We start from the raw sequence: 15826 nt of genomic DNA, 5'->3' as shown, positions 1-15826 counted from the left end.
GCTACACCGAATAAGCTCAGTGTAGCATAGGTTGGAAATTGCTCTATATGGTTCTAGTGGCGATACTCGGTGATATGTTAGCGGCCCGTCTGGCAGGGCCAAACACCGCAAGTAAGCTCATAACAAACACCATAATGGCAGTGCCTGCTATATAACTTGGCGGCAGTGCGGCAATTGAAAAGTGCTGCATTAACAATTGCCCAAGTAATAAAGCTGCGATACAACCTAAGATTAAACCAACACCACAGATCATGGCATTTTCCACTAAAAAGTAGTTAATAATGGCTGATTTTCTGGCACCTAATGCACGGCGAGTGCCTATTTGTTTAGTTCGCTTGCTGATATTAAACAAGGTTAAGCCAAAGATACCAAGTGCAGTCACGAGTACTAAAATAGTGATAAGCACAATCAGCATACGCATCATTAGCTTATCCTTAGCCATATATTGATCTTTGAGTTCATCCAAACCTTTAATATTGTTGATCACCCGTTTACTATAATTATTGAGCATCGCGGTTTCGATTTGTTTCATTACCGCTGCACGTTGACCGGGTTTGGTTCTGACTGCAAATTGTGCGTAAGTTTTGCCTTGAATATACGGAATAAGCGCAACATTATTGGGGTGACTATCTTTTAGCCAAGGGCCTTTCATTGGCGCTGTGATACCCACTATTTTTAGCGGTAAGTCACCAAAATAAACGGTCTTACCAAGGCCATTGCCCTCAGGGAAAAGCTCATTGGCTAACGCCTCAGTAACTATAGTGACATTAATTGATCTGTCTGCTGGTGAATTTGTAATGAGTACTTCAGCCTCAGTAAAATTACGCCCAGCAATTAATTTTACGCCATATGTGTCTAGGCCGTGCTCATCAATAAAAAAGTAAGCAGTGCGCACATTTTTGCTTTCTTGTGGTGCAGGTTTTAAATTAAAGCCGGAAGCGCTGCCACTACCAGATAACGGAATACTGCTACTTTGCGCTGCACTCTCAACCCCTGGTAGGGCTCTTAACATGGCTTCATCTAGTTCAAACTGCTGGCTAGCATCAACGTCTTTCCCAAAGGTCATCACATTGAACTTAAACAAGTCTTGCTCTGGATATCCGGTTTCTTGGTTTAAAAAAGCGATTCTATCTTGAATGATAAACGCCGCATTGCTGACAATGGCTGTCGTAATTGCAATTTGAATTAAAAGTAATATTGCGCCTACCTTTGAGCGGCAAAGGGCATGAAATATTGGTTTTATTTCTAACATGATTAGCTCCTTATTGGCTCTTTAAGTAAATGGCAGGGTTGGTTTTACACACTAGCCAAGCAGGGTAAAGCCCAGCAATAATGCAAGTAGTTATTGCGATAACTGGGGCACTTAATAACATGGCTAAATCCATCGTGGCTATGTTTTTGTAATATTCGTAACTTTGCCTTACCCCGAGCAGGCCAATTTGTGCAAGTACAATACCGAGCAAACCGCCGATAAAACCAAGCATGGCTACTTCTACTAAATGCTGTAGAAAGACTTGTCGCTTACTTGCCCCGAGTGCTCGGCGCACGCCGACTTCTGGAGCACGGCGTAAAAACTTTGCTAGTAAAAGACCTAAAATATTAGCTAAACACACCGCTAAAAACATAAAGCTTAAACTAACCAGTATTTTGTTATCTTTACTAACGACATTGTTGTATTCCATCCATTGGTTTACATCACGCAGGCAATATTCAGGTTTTTCTCGCGTGAAGCGGCCACGCTTTTTTTGCTCTTCAATGTAAGATGTGAGGTAATCACCGTAAGCGGTTTTTTGCTCTGGTGTATCAAGCTGAGCCCAAAATTGGATCCACACTATTTCCGATTGCAATCTATCGGCATAGGTATTTATATTTTCATGTTTCCAGCCATTACTATTGCCCCAGCTGGTGAGCTCTTTTGCTTTAATTAAACTGAAGGGTAAAAATAGGTCTGCTATTTTATCAAAAGCGCCGTTATTTAAATCGTAATATTTAAGGTTTAGGGGCCAGTCATCAATAACACCGACAATTTGGTAGCTATCGTCATCCAAATAGACTAATTGGCCAATTGAGTTCTTACCCGCAAACAATTTATCGTTAAGCTCTTTTGAAATCACCACAACAGGGGCAGCAGATTGCTCTTGTTGTTCGCTCCACACACCGCCATAAATAAATGGCACATCAAACATGCTAAAAAAATCGGGTGTGGTCATGCGTGCTTCACCAGTAAACGGCTTAACTTTATCTGAGTCTAAATACACCGAGAAGCCAGTGCGCATCATGGCCACTTTTTTATCTGGAATAGGCGCATTATGTAAATTTACGGCATCTTGATAAGTCAATTGCATGGGGATATCGTCACCCGTCCACCACGTATGACCTTCATCCATGGTTTGTAATTGTACGTTATACAATTGACTACTCTTATGCGGGATAGGATCTGCTGACATCATATGATAAACGCTTAAACTGGTCATGGTTACACCAATCCCAATGGCAATCGCCAGCACCATTAAGAAACTCACCAGAGGAGTGCGCTTAAAACTACGCCAACTTAAATCGAGGTAATGTAATAGCATGACTTACGCTCCTGCAACATTTTTAAGGTTTTGTGCGCCTTGATACAGCGTAAAGTCGGCAAGTTGTCCATCGACCACCTGAATGTTTCTTGGCGCTCTGCGAGCAAGCTCAGGATCATGGGTCACCATAATGATGGTCGCGCCGTCACGATTAATTTGCTCCAGCAACTCCATCACTTGACGTGCCATTAAACTATCGAGATTACCGGTTGGTTCATCAGCGAGTAAAAAGCGTGGTTCACCAGCAAGAGCACGAGCTATCGCAACTCGCTGTTGTTGACCACCTGATAACTGCTGCGGTAAATGCTTGGCGCGAGAAGCCAAGCCTACTTGCTCCAAGCATTGTTCAATGCGGCGTTTACGTTCACTTGCTTTAATACCACGGTAGCGCAGTGGTACTTCAATGTTCTCGTATAAGTTTAAATCAGGGATAAGGTTGAAGCCTTGAAAAATAAAACCAATTTTTTGATTACGAACATCGGCGCGTTGATTGTCATTGAGTTTGCCAACATCAATCCCATCAAGTAGGTATTCCCCACTACTAAAAGGTTCTAACATACCTGCGATGTTTAAAAAGGTGGTTTTTCCCGAGCCACTGGGGCCGGTTACCGCAATAAACTCGCCTTCTTCTACTTGTAAGTTAAAGTCACGTAATGCATGGGTTTGTACCATTTCAGTTTGATACAGTTTGCTGATATTGTTCATCTTAAGCATGAGTTGATCCTTGTAATATGGTTATTCTTATCTGAGTAATAATGTGGGTGCTTGTTTAAAGTTGTCGTAACTGGATATGATCAGTTGATCACCGGGGCTGACACCTTGTAGCAATTCTATTGCGTTGATACTGCTTGCACCGGTTGTGATTTTTACCAGTTGTGCGGTGTCGCCGATGACTTTGTAAACCTGTGTACCACCTTGCTGCATGAATGCACCGCGTTTAATTTGTAAAACGTCATCACGGTTTTCTAATAAAATGCGTGCTGTTAAGCGTTGATTCTGGCGAATACCTTTGAGCTCTTCGTCAAAGCGCACTCGAGTTGTTACTTCACGATTATTTACTTCAGGTGAAATTGCCGATAACAGGCCAGTCACTTTTTTTGCGCCAAGTGTTAGCTCTACTTCCATCCCTAAACCGAGTTCGTTGGCATAGCTTTCAGGCACTTGTAGTTGCGCTTCAAAATTACTTAAATCGACCAAGGTCATTAACGGCTGACTTTGCGTAACGGCCTCTTTTTGTTGCACCAGTAAGTTACCAACAATACCGTTTACGCTGGCTTTAATTGTTAAGTTTCTAACTTGGCGGTTTAAGTCATCCACAATCAATTGCTGGCGAGCAAGGTCTCGTTCTGCGGCTTTGAGCTCAAATGCAAGGGTGTCTTTGGCAAGTTCAACTTCTTGCTGAGCATGTTTATAAGAAAGCTTTGCACGGGCAAGATCATCCACTGCTTTTTCTAAATCAATTTGGCTGATCAAGTTTTTTTCGATAGAAAGCTTAGCGCGGCGATTTTCTCTATCTGCGGCATTGAGCTCTACTTGAGCAAGATCCAATGTTTTAGTTAAACTGAGTTTTTGGCGACGAGCTTCTAAATGCTTACGTTGTAACTCGCCATCTAGGCGCGCTAATACTGATTGCTGCTGTTTCAGTTCATTATTGAGTTCGGGACTATCTACTAACGCGATAATGTCATCTTTACTGACCTTATCGCCGGCTTTAACTTGTAAATCAACATAACCACGCTCAGGACTGTAAACTTTGGGAGCATTTGCAGCAACAATTCTACCGCTGGCCGCGACATCGCGAACTAAACGGCTCAAATTAACGGTCGCAATTTGTAATGAAGCCCGATCAACGGAAATACTGCCTGGGTTACTGCCCATAAACGCTTGGGCACACAAAGCAATAATGGCCAGTGTCAGTACAACGAGAATAACGGGCTTTTTATAATTGCGCTTTAGTGTCACGCTTATATCTTGTCCGCTGGTGTCTTTAATCATAAGTGATCCTTAGAAATATTTATTCTTCGAAATAAGTGATCATCAAAGTCACTGCAAATACAGTGATCGGTGAAACTAAAAATAAGCTGAGAATAAACATAAAGTGTGTCCTGTAATTATCTTCTTTAATGTATTCGAATATCATGCCAATAATTAATATCTTTATTTTCATGCGGTTACTGTTTTTCATGAAAAGTAAAAGTGTCCGCGGACAGAATAACTGTCCGCAGTGGACAGTTATTTTTTAAGTCGCTTGCCGTTTAGGGAAAGAGGATTAACTCTTAAAATAAAACTGGCGCGGGTAATTTATGCAATTATGCTCATTTTTATTGATAGTTATGCATGAGTTTGCTAATTCTCAAAGCGACTACCTTATGTTTGTTTTAAGTTATTACTCTAAACTGATTGTGGATAGCTATTCATACAGCGCTAAAAAAGTAATAAATAACAATAAAGATAAAATGTACACAAAACGAACTAGTGAATAAATATTCACTTTTTGGTTGGTTTACGTTTACGTAAACTGCGTGTTGGTGGTGTGGTGTTTTTTACAACTTGTTAAATATGACACCAGTGTCATAAAAAAATAACGGCTAAAATATCGCTAAATGTTAAAAATAGGCATGAAATAAAAAGATTGTGTTGTAGTGAGAAATATTCAAGAATGTGAATATGTATTCAAAACGCTATTGACTCTATGTACAATTGGCGATAGTTTTGACTGTCTGCTAGCACACCGTCGAAAAGGTCATTCATAGCTAGCTGTTGTAGCAAGGGGAGGGGTCTATGTTATACGACTCAAAATTAGAAAAAGATAATTGTGGCTTTGGCTTAATCGCCCAGGTCAATGGTCAAGCTAGTCATCGCTTAATTCGTACAGCGATCACCGGCTTAGACCGTATGGAACACCGTGGTGGTATTTCTGCCGATGGTAAAACAGGCGATGGCTGTGGTCTACTACTGCAAAAGCCAGATAGCTTTTTTCGTGCTATTGCCGCTGAAAAAAATTGGCACTTAGGTAAAAATTATGCCGTAGGTATGATTTTCCTAAATTCAGATCCAGTACTTGCACAAACTGCAAAAGATATATTGAGTGAAGAACTCGAAAAAGAAACCCTCAATATTCAAGGTTGGCGCGTAGTACCAACTGATGAATCATGTTTAGGACCTATTGCAATAAAGCAGTTACCTAAATTTGAACAGATCTTTGTTAATGCACCTGAAGGCTGGCGTCCAAAAGATTTAGAGCGCCGCTTATATGTTGCTCGTCGTCGTGCTGAAAAACGTTTAGCCAGTGACGAAGGTTTTTACATTGCGAGTTTATCTGGCTTAGTGACTATCTACAAAGGCTTAATGATGCCGGTAGATCTGCCTAACTTCTATTTAGATTTAGCTGATATTCGCATGACTAGTGCGATTTGTGTTTTCCACCAACGTTTTTCTACTAATACGCAACCGCGCTGGCCTTTAGCTCAGCCGTTTCGTTATTTAGCGCACAATGGTGAAATCAACACTATTCAAGGTAACCGTCAGTGGGCACGTGCTCGTTCATATAAGTTTTCTTCACCACTTATTCCTGATTTACAAAGTGCCGCGCCATTTGTTAATGAAACTGGCTCAGATTCATCAAGCTTAGATAACATGCTTGAGTTGTTTCTTGCGGGTGGTATGGATTTATTCCGTGCTATGCGTATGCTTGTGCCGCCTGCATGGCAGAAAAACCGTGCGATGGATGAAGACTTACGTGCGTTTTACGACTTTAACTCAATGCACATGGAACCATGGGATGGCCCTGCGGGTATCGTTATGTCTGATGGTCGTTTTGCTGCCTGTAACTTAGACCGTAATGGCCTGCGTCCGGCACGTTATGTGATCACGCAAGATGGTTTCATTACCCTAGCCTCAGAAGTAGGAATTTGGGACTACACCGCTGATGAAGTGGTAGAAAAAGGCCGCGTTGGCCCTGGTGAGTTATTGGTTATCGATACTCAGCTTGGCAAGATTTGGCACTCAGATGAAATTGACCGCGATCTTAAATCTCGCCATCCTTATAAAGCATGGCTTGAAGCCAATGTTAAGCGCCTAACGCCGTTTGAGCAACTATCAGAGCAAGACGCAGGCAACCGTTCATTTGATGATCAAACATTGCTTAAATACCAAAAAATGTTTGGTTATACCAATGAAGAGCTTGATAGCGTCATTCGCGTAATGGGTGAAATTGGTCAAGAAGCAACGGGCTCTATGGGTGATGACACGCCATTTGCAGTGCTTTCTGAGGGTAACCGTTCATTATTTGATTACTTCCGTCAAAAGTTTGCGCAAGTAACCAATCCGCCAATCGATCCACTACGTGAAAACCACGTAATGTCATTAGCGACCTGTATTGGTAGTGAGCAAAACGTATTTAACGAGACCACAGGTCACGCGAAACGTTTACAGTTTGATACACCCATTTTAATGTATGCCGATATGCAGCAGCTACTCAGTGCCGATCAAGCGCATTACAGCTACTGTAAAATTGATATCACTTACAGCAAAGAAGAAGGCCTTGGCGATGCGGTAACCCGTATTTGTGATGAAGCACAAGAAAAAGCCGCTGGTGGCTGTGTCATGTTGTTTCTGAGTGACCGTAACTTTGACGAGGATAAACTACCAATTCCTGCGGCTATGGCTGTAGGTGCTGTACAAAAGCGTTTAGTTGATAATAACTTACGTTGTGAATCGAACATTATTATTGAAACCGGTAGCGTGCGTGATGCACACCAATTTGCAGTATTGATCGGCTTTGGTGCAACGGCAATCTACCCGTACCTTGCTTATGAATCACTGGTTGCGATGAGTGATTCAAAAGTGATTAACAAAAGCTATTGTGAAGTCACGCTTGCGTATCGTAATGCAATCAACAAAGGCTTGTACAAGATCATGTCAAAAATGGGCATTAGTACCGTGGCATCGTATCGTTGTTCAATGTTATTTGAAGCGGTTGGTTTATCAGACGCTATTGTTGATACCTGTTTTAGTGGTGTGGCGAGTCGCATTAAAGGTGCGTGTTTTACCGATTTTGATGACGATCAGCGTAAACTTCACACATTAGCATTGAGTAAGCGCAAATTACTCAGCCATGGCGGCTTATTAAAGTATGTACATGGCGGCGAGTATCACGCTTACAACCCAGACGTTATTCAAACGCTACAAAAAGCAGTGCGCTCAGGTGAATACAGTGACTACAGCGTATACGCTGATCTAGTTAATAAACGCCCAATTGCCACATTGCGTGACATGCTAGCACTTAAATTGCCAGCAGAAGGTATCAGCATTGATGATGTTGAACCTGCAACTGAGCTATACAAGCGTTTTGACTCTGCAGCAATGAGTATTGGTGCATTATCACCAGAGGCGCATGAAGCACTAGCAATTGCGATGAACCGTTTAGGCGGTTGTTCAAACTCAGGTGAAGGGGGCGAAGATAAACTACGTTATGGTACTGAGAAAAACTCACGTATCAAGCAGGTTGCATCAGGTCGTTTTGGGGTAACACCGCACTATTTACGTAGCGCTGACGTTATTCAAATTAAAGTAGCCCAAGGTGCAAAACCAGGCGAAGGTGGTCAATTACCGGGTGAAAAAGTCACTCCGTATATCGCCAAACTTCGTTATTCGGTGCCGGGTGTAACCTTGATTTCACCACCACCGCATCATGACATTTATTCAATTGAAGATTTAGCTCAACTTATTTTCGATTTAAAACAAGTAAACCCTAAAGCTTTGATCTCAGTAAAACTGGTATCTGAGCCTGGTGTTGGCACAATTGCAACGGGTGTTGCTAAAGCCTATGCTGATTTAATTACTATTTCAGGCTATGACGGCGGTACTGGCGCAAGCCCGCTTACCTCGGTTAAATACGCAGGAAGCCCGTGGGAACTTGGCCTTGCTGAAACACAGCAAGCGCTGGTTGAAAACGGTTTACGCCATCGTATTCGTTTGCAAACCGATGGCGGTTTAAAAACTGGCCTTGATATCATCAAAGCGGCTATTTTAGGTGCTGAAAGCTTTGGTTTTGGTACTGGCCCTATGGTGGCGCTTGGTTGTAAATACTTACGTATTTGTCACTTAAATAACTGTGCGACCGGTGTTGCAACCCAAGACGATACACTGCGTCAAAAGCATTATCATGGCTTACCTGAGATGGCGATGAACTACTTCAAGTTTATTGCTCAAGAAGCGCGTGAGATCATGGCAAGCTTAGGTGTTGCTAATTTAACAGACTTAATTGGTCGTCTTGATTTACTTGAAGCCATAGAAGGTAAAACCGCTAAGCAGAAAAAAATTGACTTATCGTCAGTGATTGCTCAGCCAAATAACCCAACTGGTGAAACGCTCTATTGCAGCGCACCAAATTCGTCGCATTACTTAGGTAAGTTAAACGAAACGTTACTTGCTAAAGCGCAACAAGCAATTGACGAAAGCACTGGTATTTCACTGGTAAGCCGTATTTGCAACACTGACCGTTCAGTGGGAGCAATGTTGTCAGGCTATATTGCTGATAAACATGGCAACCAAGGCATGGCCGCAGATCCGGTAACAATCGAATTACACGGTACGGCGGGTCAATCATTTGGTGTATGGAATGCCGGTGGCCTTGAAATGACGCTGGTCGGCGATGCTAACGACTACGTTGGTAAAGGCATGGCAGGTGGTAAATTAGTTATTCGTCCACCAGTGGGTTCATCGTTTAAAAGCCATGAAGCGACCATTGCAGGTAATACTTGTTTATATGGTGCTACAGGCGGCAAATTATTTGCAGCAGGTTGTGCCGGTGAGCGCTTTGCTGTTCGTAACTCAGGTGTTCAAGCGGTTGTTGAAGGTGTAGGTGATAATGGCTGTGAATACATGACTGGCGGCGTAGTGTGCGTACTCGGTAATGTAGGCGTGAACTTTGGTGCAGGTATGACGGGTGGTTTTGCTTACATCTTAGATGAGCGCAACGATTTTGAAAAACGCATCAATCCAGAACTTGTTGAAGTGGTGTTGTTAGACGAACTTGCGTCGCACCAAGAGCATCTACGAGGTCTGATTGCTGAGCATTTAGAGCTTACAGGCTCAAGTCGTGCAGAAAGCATTTTAGCTAAATTTGAAAGCTATTTACCTAAATTCAAATTAGTTAAACCAAAGTCAAGTGATGTGAAAAGTTTACTCGGGCATCGCGCTCGTAGTAGTGCTGAACTTCGTGTTCAAGCACAGTAAGGGGGTAGTATGAGCGAGAATGTATATCAATTTATAGACGTGCAGCGGGTTGATCCCCGCAAGAAGCCAATTTCATCACGTAAGAAGTCGTTTGTTGAAATTTACGAACCCTTTTCAGAGAGTCAAGTAAACTCACAGGCAGATCGCTGCCTTGATTGTGGTAATCCGTATTGTGAATGGAAATGCCCAGTACATAACTATATCCCACAGTGGTTAAAGTTAATTCGTACCGGTCGTATCCTTGAAGCAGCTGAGCTGTCGCACAGAACTAACAGCTTGCCAGAAGTGTGTGGCCGTGTTTGCCCACAAGACCGTTTATGTGAAGGTTCATGTACATTAGACGAAGAGTTTGGTGCAGTAACTATCGGTAACATTGAAAAATACATTACCGATACTGCATTCAAAATGGGCTGGAAGCCTGATATGTCGTATGTAGTGTGGACCGAGAAAAAAGTAGCTATTATTGGTGCAGGGCCTGCGGGTCTTGGTTGTGCTGATATTTTAGTGCGAAATGGGGTGAAACCAGTAGTATTTGACCGCCATCCTGAAATTGGTGGTTTGTTAACCTTCGGTATTCCTTCATTCAAGCTTGAAAAAGAAGTAATGCAAAAACGTCGTGAAATTTTCACTGAAATGGGTGTTGAGTTTAAACTTAACACCGAAGTGGGTGTTGATATCACGATGGATGAAATATTGGCAGAATACGACGCAGTATTTTTGGGAGTGGGGACTTATCAAAGTATGCGAGCGGGCCTTGAAAACGAAGATGCACCAGGTGTTCATGATGCATTACCGTTCTTAATCGGTAATACCAACCGCGTAATGGGCTATGACGAGTCTAATCAAGCATACATCGATATGGCAAACCAAAAGGTTGTGGTACTCGGTGGTGGTGATACAGCGATGGACTGTGTACGTACTTCAATTCGCCAAGGCGCAGACAAAGTAATTTGTGCATATCGTCGTGATGAAGAAAACATGCCAGGCTCAAAACGTGAAGTTAAAAACGCCAAAGAAGAAGGTGTTGAATTTACTTTTAACGTACAGCCAACCGGCATTGTACTCAATGATGCAGGCCACGTAGCGGGCGTACAAATGGTGAAAACCCAAATGGGTGAACCAGATGAAAAAGGCCGTAGCCGCGCAGAGGTAGTACCAGGTTCTGAGCATGTGATTGAAGCTGACCAAGTACTCATGGCGTTTGGTTTCAAACCACACAAAATGGATTGGCTAGAAAAGTACGATGTAGAAATAAACCACTGGGGCGGCATTAACGCACCAGAGCAAGGTGAATTTACTCATCAAACAACCAACCCTAAAATCTTTGCTGGCGGCGATATCGTACGTGGCTCAGATTTAGTAGTTACCGCCATCTTCGAAGGGCGTAACGCCGCTGAAGGGATCATGGACTACTTGAAAGTGTAACGTTTTAAAGGTTTAAGAATGTAAAAAGCAAGCCCGATGGCTTGCTTTTTTTATGGCTTGGATAATTGCTTTAAGCGGTAAGTTTTAAGTGGTAAGTCGTAAGTTTGTTCGGTGTTAAATTAAGCGCCGTAGGTAGGGTTGAGTAGTAGAACGAAACCCAACGAAAAAATACATTATTAGTCTGTATCAGGAACTTGCATTATCGAGTGTTTTATATCACTCAATTGTGGAAAAGCCATTTAAATAATGATTCACAAAGAGGTTAAGAGGCGCTGCGCTTAAGAGCAGACATTAAGACTATATTTAAGTCGCAGAGGTAAAATGCAGACAGTTTTGTACCAATTTCAGTCATTCAGGTATAACTCGTTTATGCCCCAAAACGAGTTTAGTCGAGCGTCCAAAAGGAGCGAATTGCGGACATTGTACTAATTGAACCTTTCAAGGTAAAGTTGTGAAAGATGAGCAACTTTGTACAGTCGATATAATTCGTTGTTAGTATTAGGAATTCAAAAAAATGCATACTGATTCTCTTGGACTGAATACAATGGTGATATACGTTAGTGGATTACGACTTGATACTTCGTATACATTTTCTAACGGATTCACAATATCTAAATTTGGCGACCTGCCAAATGACGCTATTTCAAAAGGAACACTGCGTGTTTTAAGAAAAAATCATTCTGAACTATATGATGATTTATATGTTTTATATAAAACTGTAGAAAGCAAAAATTACACGCATGAACTATTCGAGCAAGCAGTGTTTACTTCGGAAATTATATCGTTAAATCTTAGTGGACATAACGGTGTAGAAGTTTTGGCTGCTTCTGATTATTGCACATGGAATGTTCCGAATTTAAGAAACTACGGTATATCACAAAAATTGTCGACAATAGAACTCGATGAAATAGATGAAAATATACGGCAGTTCCATGAGCGATCACCAATTGAAAAAGAATGCATTAAAGTCGCATTAATGTACTTAAACAAGTCTAAGGTTTGTATCAAAAACGTCAATGGTAATTATGAACATGCGATATTTTTAAGAGTGGCTTTGGAAAACTGCTTTAACGCTCCCAAGCATAAAAAAAATTCTGTAATTGCTGAGAGAGCAGCGGTTCTCTTGGATCAATTTGATTCTAAATTGGTGAAACAGCGTTTTAAGAGAATTTACGATCAGACTTCCACAGCTGTGCATACAGGTAAAGTCCCCAAAGTCCGGAAAAACAACAGCAAAGAGAGAAAAGTAACAATCGAACAATATAATATGTATGACATATTAGTTATGTCGATATTAAAAATAATCAGAAATGGTTTTCCTAATTGGGAACCCTAAGCCTAACAATCGTCTTAACGCTGACTTCACTACTTGGCTCAAATTTGTGAATGCGATACGCTTGCATTGTATTACAATTTTTCGCCTTTCCGTTCAGCGGGTTAGGCGGGCGTTACCACCGTCCGCTCATGGCACTCAGGCGAAATTCGGCAAAGAGCGAAAAGCAGACATTGACCGTCAAGCTTTTAACGACAACATTTAGCCAATAGCCGTCATAAAATTCTAATCTAGAAAAGGCTTAAATCGAGCTAAAGCAGACCTTCAAAGATAAAAAATGTCTACAGATTTGAGGGAAGAGCAAACAAGCATCAATTTGCCCTATACTCTAAGACTTCGTGTTTTGCTTCTTGATACTTTTCACGGATTCAGACCAAGAAGCTTTCATTTTTTTCTCTTCTTGATTATTTATTGGATTTATTCGTAGCCTGCTATCTTTAGCGAGCTTAAACAATATAGCTTGACCTGACTCGATAGTAATATCGGATTTGGAGAAACCACTTTCAATTATTTCAACTTCAATCGGTTCATTTTCGTTATATTGGTCATTTGATACTTCAGTCACATTAATCGATAAAGAGCTTACAGGTGAATCATTTGTACATTCGTAATCGCCGGGAGTAAACAATGTAATACCAACAAGCTCGTTACCCAATATTGATTGGTTATCAAAAATTAAGTCATCATTTTTTTCAAGTTGAATATTATATTTTTCTTCACCTTCGGAGAGATAAAACACTGCGTAACCATCAGGTAATACCTCAAAGTGATTTGGTTTAATCGATGACAATTCAGATAACTCTATATCGGTTTGATAGTCTGGTGCAGATTTCTTGCAAGAAATTTGAATTTTACAATAAAATCTATCGTCTTTAAAAACTTCGCCAATATACATGCCTTCATCTTTTAAATTAACTAAAAAGTCCAAAGGAGGCGTTATATAGTTTGTATCTAAACTGAAGTTTTGAACTAGTGATTTATTAATTTCTATCATAATTAAAACTCTACGTTTAATATTAATTCTTTTTCAGGCACATCAAGTTTTAAGTTCAAATCTTTGATATTTAACATGACTGGCTTTAAAGTTTCAGTTCCTTGCAGAATTGGGTAAGGGTCATTAAGTTCGAATAACTCAAATTTTGGTCCAAAAAAGGCTAGCAATAAATCTGCCACGATATCAAATAAGCCTAAGCTAGTATTTAATACTCTGGATAGCCATTCTTCAATGTCATCTCCCAAATCTAATAAACGTCGAACCAACTTTGTTAAATTTCCAAGAATTCTCTTGATTAGACCTCTAGCCCACCTCGGTAAAAAGCCTAAAATATCATCTACAATTAAATCGACAAATGAATCTAACGCATCTCCAACGGTATCTGGAATATCAACAAAATCGATATCAGGTCTAGTCGGTTTTAAAAAAACCTTATAACTACTATCAGTTTTGTTTATTATTGGATAAGCGCTCATAGATATTTCACTTCTAAATTTAGGTAGCCTAATCTCTGGAGTTCGCATATCTATAGATTTTTTAAAAAAAGACTTACGAGGAAGGCGAATTCTACATCTGCCGAATGCTCTAAGAACACAGCCACCACCAATAGTAACCGTCGGTATATCTATACCAAATTGAAATCTTACGTCTTCCCAAACGATGTCTAGTTCTTTAATTTCTAGGTGTGATTTTGTTCCTGCCCGTACAATTCTGATTTCCCCTTCTTTAAGATGCGCCTTTACCTTACCTCTTACCTTAAAACTGCCATCTGACCAAGGGAAGCTTTCATCAATTTTTACCTGCTTCTTTTGCTCTTGGAAAATATCATCTATTAACTTCTCTTTTACTTGTATTTTTATATCGCTCATAATTTAATCTTTAATCATTTTAATTGATAGAATATCTTTTGAAATCGACGGGTTAGGTAGTTCAGGAGAAAGGGTAAGTTGAAAATTAAAACTATCACCTAACTGGAATGAAATAGAGTTTACACTAGTGCGCATTTCCTCAAATATTTTATTATTCAGCGTTTGTGTAACTATTTTTTCAAATATACCGCGTAAACTAATTGGCTCAATTTCAGGGATAGTTATTAAGTCAATTTTTGGAACCAAAAACTCAATACCCTCATCAAATATCCTGAGAAACTTTCCGCTAGTTATGATGGAAAAACAAGAGCATATGTTTTCTGAGTTATCAAATTGTATACCTAAACATATTTTTAGATACACTTGAAAAGATTGACTGGGAATATCAATATCATTCGCAGAAAATGTTTTAGGGTGAAAATCTATGTTTAAACTTCTTATTTGAAAGCAGTATTGAAGTTTTTTTTCAATACCAGGGAACTCTATGGCTTCCATTTTAGTTGAGTAAGGGGCGTAATATGTTGTCCCATCGTACTCGCAAAAATTGCTGGGGTTTAGATGAAAAAAATTAGTCCCATAATTAAACGTGCTGGGACGTTGTGATATCAGGTTGCCTATAATTTTATTGAACCCATCTTCACTGAAGCTAACTTTTGTAATGTAAGGCATCATCCATGTACTCTTATTTTAATTTGTCACGACAGTCTAGGTATCATTAGTGCAGAAATGTAAGCTAAAGATCTTCGTGCCGCTCATATTTTAACCACACCCAAGACAGTAACTTATTTTATTTAAAAGTCAAATTAAAATTTTTAACGCCTAGTGCTCAAATGCTAGATTTACCATAGAGAAAAATTCAAGCCGTTTCATATTTCTCTATCAAATTAGGTATGCTCAACTTTGGACGGTGATGAGTTCATTATGTACTCCTACTATTTACTTGTAATTACTCTTTTTATTCTTATCATTTCGGTATTGGATAGCGGAAAACCAGTGTTTTCGTTGATTATCTTGATGTGTTCAGATTGGTATTAGGTAAAGCTAAGCTATTCCTCAAAACTTGATAGTGCATAACATCTTCTTAATAAAGCCTGCATGGCAAGCATATAGTTTTCCCCGCCCGACAAAAAAATTATGGTTACTTTTTCTATAATTCGAATATGGATAGAAAATTTCAAATACAAAGTTAGCGCCATTTGACGAATTACTGAGTAAATTAATTTTGTCGCTAATATTTGCTTAGTTTACTCTGTAGGTACGAAATACTTATGTCCCCTTTGTCAGGTTCGATGCCATTAGATAAGCCAAGGCTAATGTCTGGTTTCGTATCATTGCTGCCTTAATCGCTAAGTGACTCAAGGTCTGCTTATGGCACAGAGCGGCCCGTTAA

The 15826-nt window shown here is 40.3% G+C and carries 11 protein-coding genes; 3 read left to right on the top strand and 8 right to left on the bottom strand.

Annotated elements, in window-relative coordinates; translation table 11 throughout:
* Positions 1–43 precede the first annotated feature (43 nt).
* From V7783_RS03550 to V7783_RS03530, 5 genes are read right to left on the bottom strand one after another with little or no spacing between them, the layout of a single operon-like run.
* A complete protein-coding gene (locus V7783_RS03550) occupies positions 44–1252 on the bottom strand; it encodes an ABC transporter permease (RefSeq protein ID WP_335677571.1) in 1209 nt (402 codons plus the stop codon).
* Positions 1253–1262: 10 nt separating this feature from the next.
* A complete protein-coding gene (locus V7783_RS03545) occupies positions 1263–2576 on the bottom strand; it encodes an ABC transporter permease (RefSeq protein WP_335677570.1) in 1314 nt (437 codons plus the stop codon).
* Positions 2577–2579: 3 nt separating this feature from the next.
* On the bottom strand, positions 2580–3290 hold the full coding sequence (locus V7783_RS03540; RefSeq protein WP_064665965.1) for an ABC transporter ATP-binding protein: 711 nt from the start codon (positions 3288–3290) through the stop codon (positions 2580–2582).
* Between the two features lie 27 nt (positions 3291–3317).
* A complete protein-coding gene (locus tag V7783_RS03535; RefSeq protein WP_335677569.1) occupies positions 3318–4571 on the bottom strand; it encodes an efflux RND transporter periplasmic adaptor subunit in 1254 nt (417 codons plus the stop codon).
* A 19-nt stretch (positions 4572–4590) separates the two neighbouring features.
* Positions 4591–4743, bottom strand: coding sequence for a hypothetical protein (locus V7783_RS03530; protein WP_335677568.1), 153 nt, complete (start codon positions 4741–4743; stop codon positions 4591–4593).
* A gap of 614 nt (positions 4744–5357) precedes the next feature.
* Here V7783_RS03530 and gltB point away from each other — a divergent pair.
* From gltB to V7783_RS03515, 3 genes are all read left to right on the top strand, one after another.
* Entirely contained in the window at positions 5358–9815 is a 4458-nt protein-coding gene (gene gltB / locus V7783_RS03525) for a glutamate synthase large subunit (protein ID WP_335677567.1), read from the top strand.
* Between the two features lie 9 nt (positions 9816–9824).
* On the top strand, positions 9825–11240 hold the full coding sequence (locus V7783_RS03520; RefSeq protein WP_335677566.1) for an FAD-dependent oxidoreductase: 1416 nt from the start codon (positions 9825–9827) through the stop codon (positions 11238–11240).
* A gap of 514 nt (positions 11241–11754) precedes the next feature.
* On the top strand, positions 11755–12576 hold the full coding sequence (locus V7783_RS03515) for a hypothetical protein (RefSeq protein WP_335677565.1): 822 nt from the start codon (positions 11755–11757) through the stop codon (positions 12574–12576).
* A 325-nt stretch (positions 12577–12901) separates the two neighbouring features.
* Here the strand turns inward: V7783_RS03515 and V7783_RS03510 are convergent, their stop codons facing one another.
* From V7783_RS03510 to V7783_RS03500, 3 genes are read right to left on the bottom strand one after another with little or no spacing between them, the layout of a single operon-like run.
* Positions 12902–13567, bottom strand: coding sequence for a hypothetical protein (locus V7783_RS03510; RefSeq protein ID WP_335677564.1), 666 nt, complete (start codon positions 13565–13567; stop codon positions 12902–12904).
* A 2-nt stretch (positions 13568–13569) separates the two neighbouring features.
* A complete protein-coding gene (locus tag V7783_RS03505; protein WP_335677563.1) occupies positions 13570–14436 on the bottom strand; it encodes a hypothetical protein in 867 nt (288 codons plus the stop codon).
* A 3-nt stretch (positions 14437–14439) separates the two neighbouring features.
* Entirely contained in the window at positions 14440–15108 is a 669-nt protein-coding gene (locus V7783_RS03500; RefSeq protein ID WP_335677562.1) for a hypothetical protein, read from the bottom strand.
* Positions 15109–15826 lie beyond the last annotated feature (718 nt).

Origin of the sequence: Pseudoalteromonas sp. (assembly GCF_036960685.1) — a bacterium.
In the GTDB taxonomy this organism is placed as follows: domain Bacteria; phylum Pseudomonadota; class Gammaproteobacteria; order Enterobacterales; family Alteromonadaceae; genus Pseudoalteromonas.
The sequence above is the reverse complement of the archived record's forward strand: the minus strand, read 5'-3'. Positions and strand labels throughout refer to the sequence as shown.

Bases quoted from the DNA above. Each gene is read 5' to 3' on its own strand.
- V7783_RS03550 (WP_335677571.1), bottom strand. From the start codon at position 1,252: ATGTTAGAAATAAAACCAATATTTCATGCCCTTTGCCGCTCAAAGGTA.
- V7783_RS03545 (WP_335677570.1), bottom strand. From the start codon at position 2,576: ATGCTATTACATTACCTCGATTTAAGTTGGCGTAGTTTTAAGCGCACT.
- V7783_RS03540 (WP_064665965.1), bottom strand. From the start codon at position 3,290: ATGCTTAAGATGAACAATATCAGCAAACTGTATCAAACTGAAATGGTA.
- V7783_RS03535 (WP_335677569.1), bottom strand. From the start codon at position 4,571: ATGATTAAAGACACCAGCGGACAAGATATAAGCGTGACACTAAAGCGC.
- V7783_RS03530 (WP_335677568.1), bottom strand. From the start codon at position 4,743: ATGAAAATAAAGATATTAATTATTGGCATGATATTCGAATACATTAAA.
- gltB (WP_335677567.1), top strand. From the start codon at position 5,358: ATGTTATACGACTCAAAATTAGAAAAAGATAATTGTGGCTTTGGCTTA.
- V7783_RS03520 (WP_335677566.1), top strand. From the start codon at position 9,825: ATGAGCGAGAATGTATATCAATTTATAGACGTGCAGCGGGTTGATCCC.
- V7783_RS03515 (WP_335677565.1), top strand. From the start codon at position 11,755: ATGCATACTGATTCTCTTGGACTGAATACAATGGTGATATACGTTAGT.
- V7783_RS03510 (WP_335677564.1), bottom strand. From the start codon at position 13,567: ATGATAGAAATTAATAAATCACTAGTTCAAAACTTCAGTTTAGATACA.
- V7783_RS03505 (WP_335677563.1), bottom strand. From the start codon at position 14,436: ATGAGCGATATAAAAATACAAGTAAAAGAGAAGTTAATAGATGATATT.
- V7783_RS03500 (WP_335677562.1), bottom strand. From the start codon at position 15,108: ATGATGCCTTACATTACAAAAGTTAGCTTCAGTGAAGATGGGTTCAAT.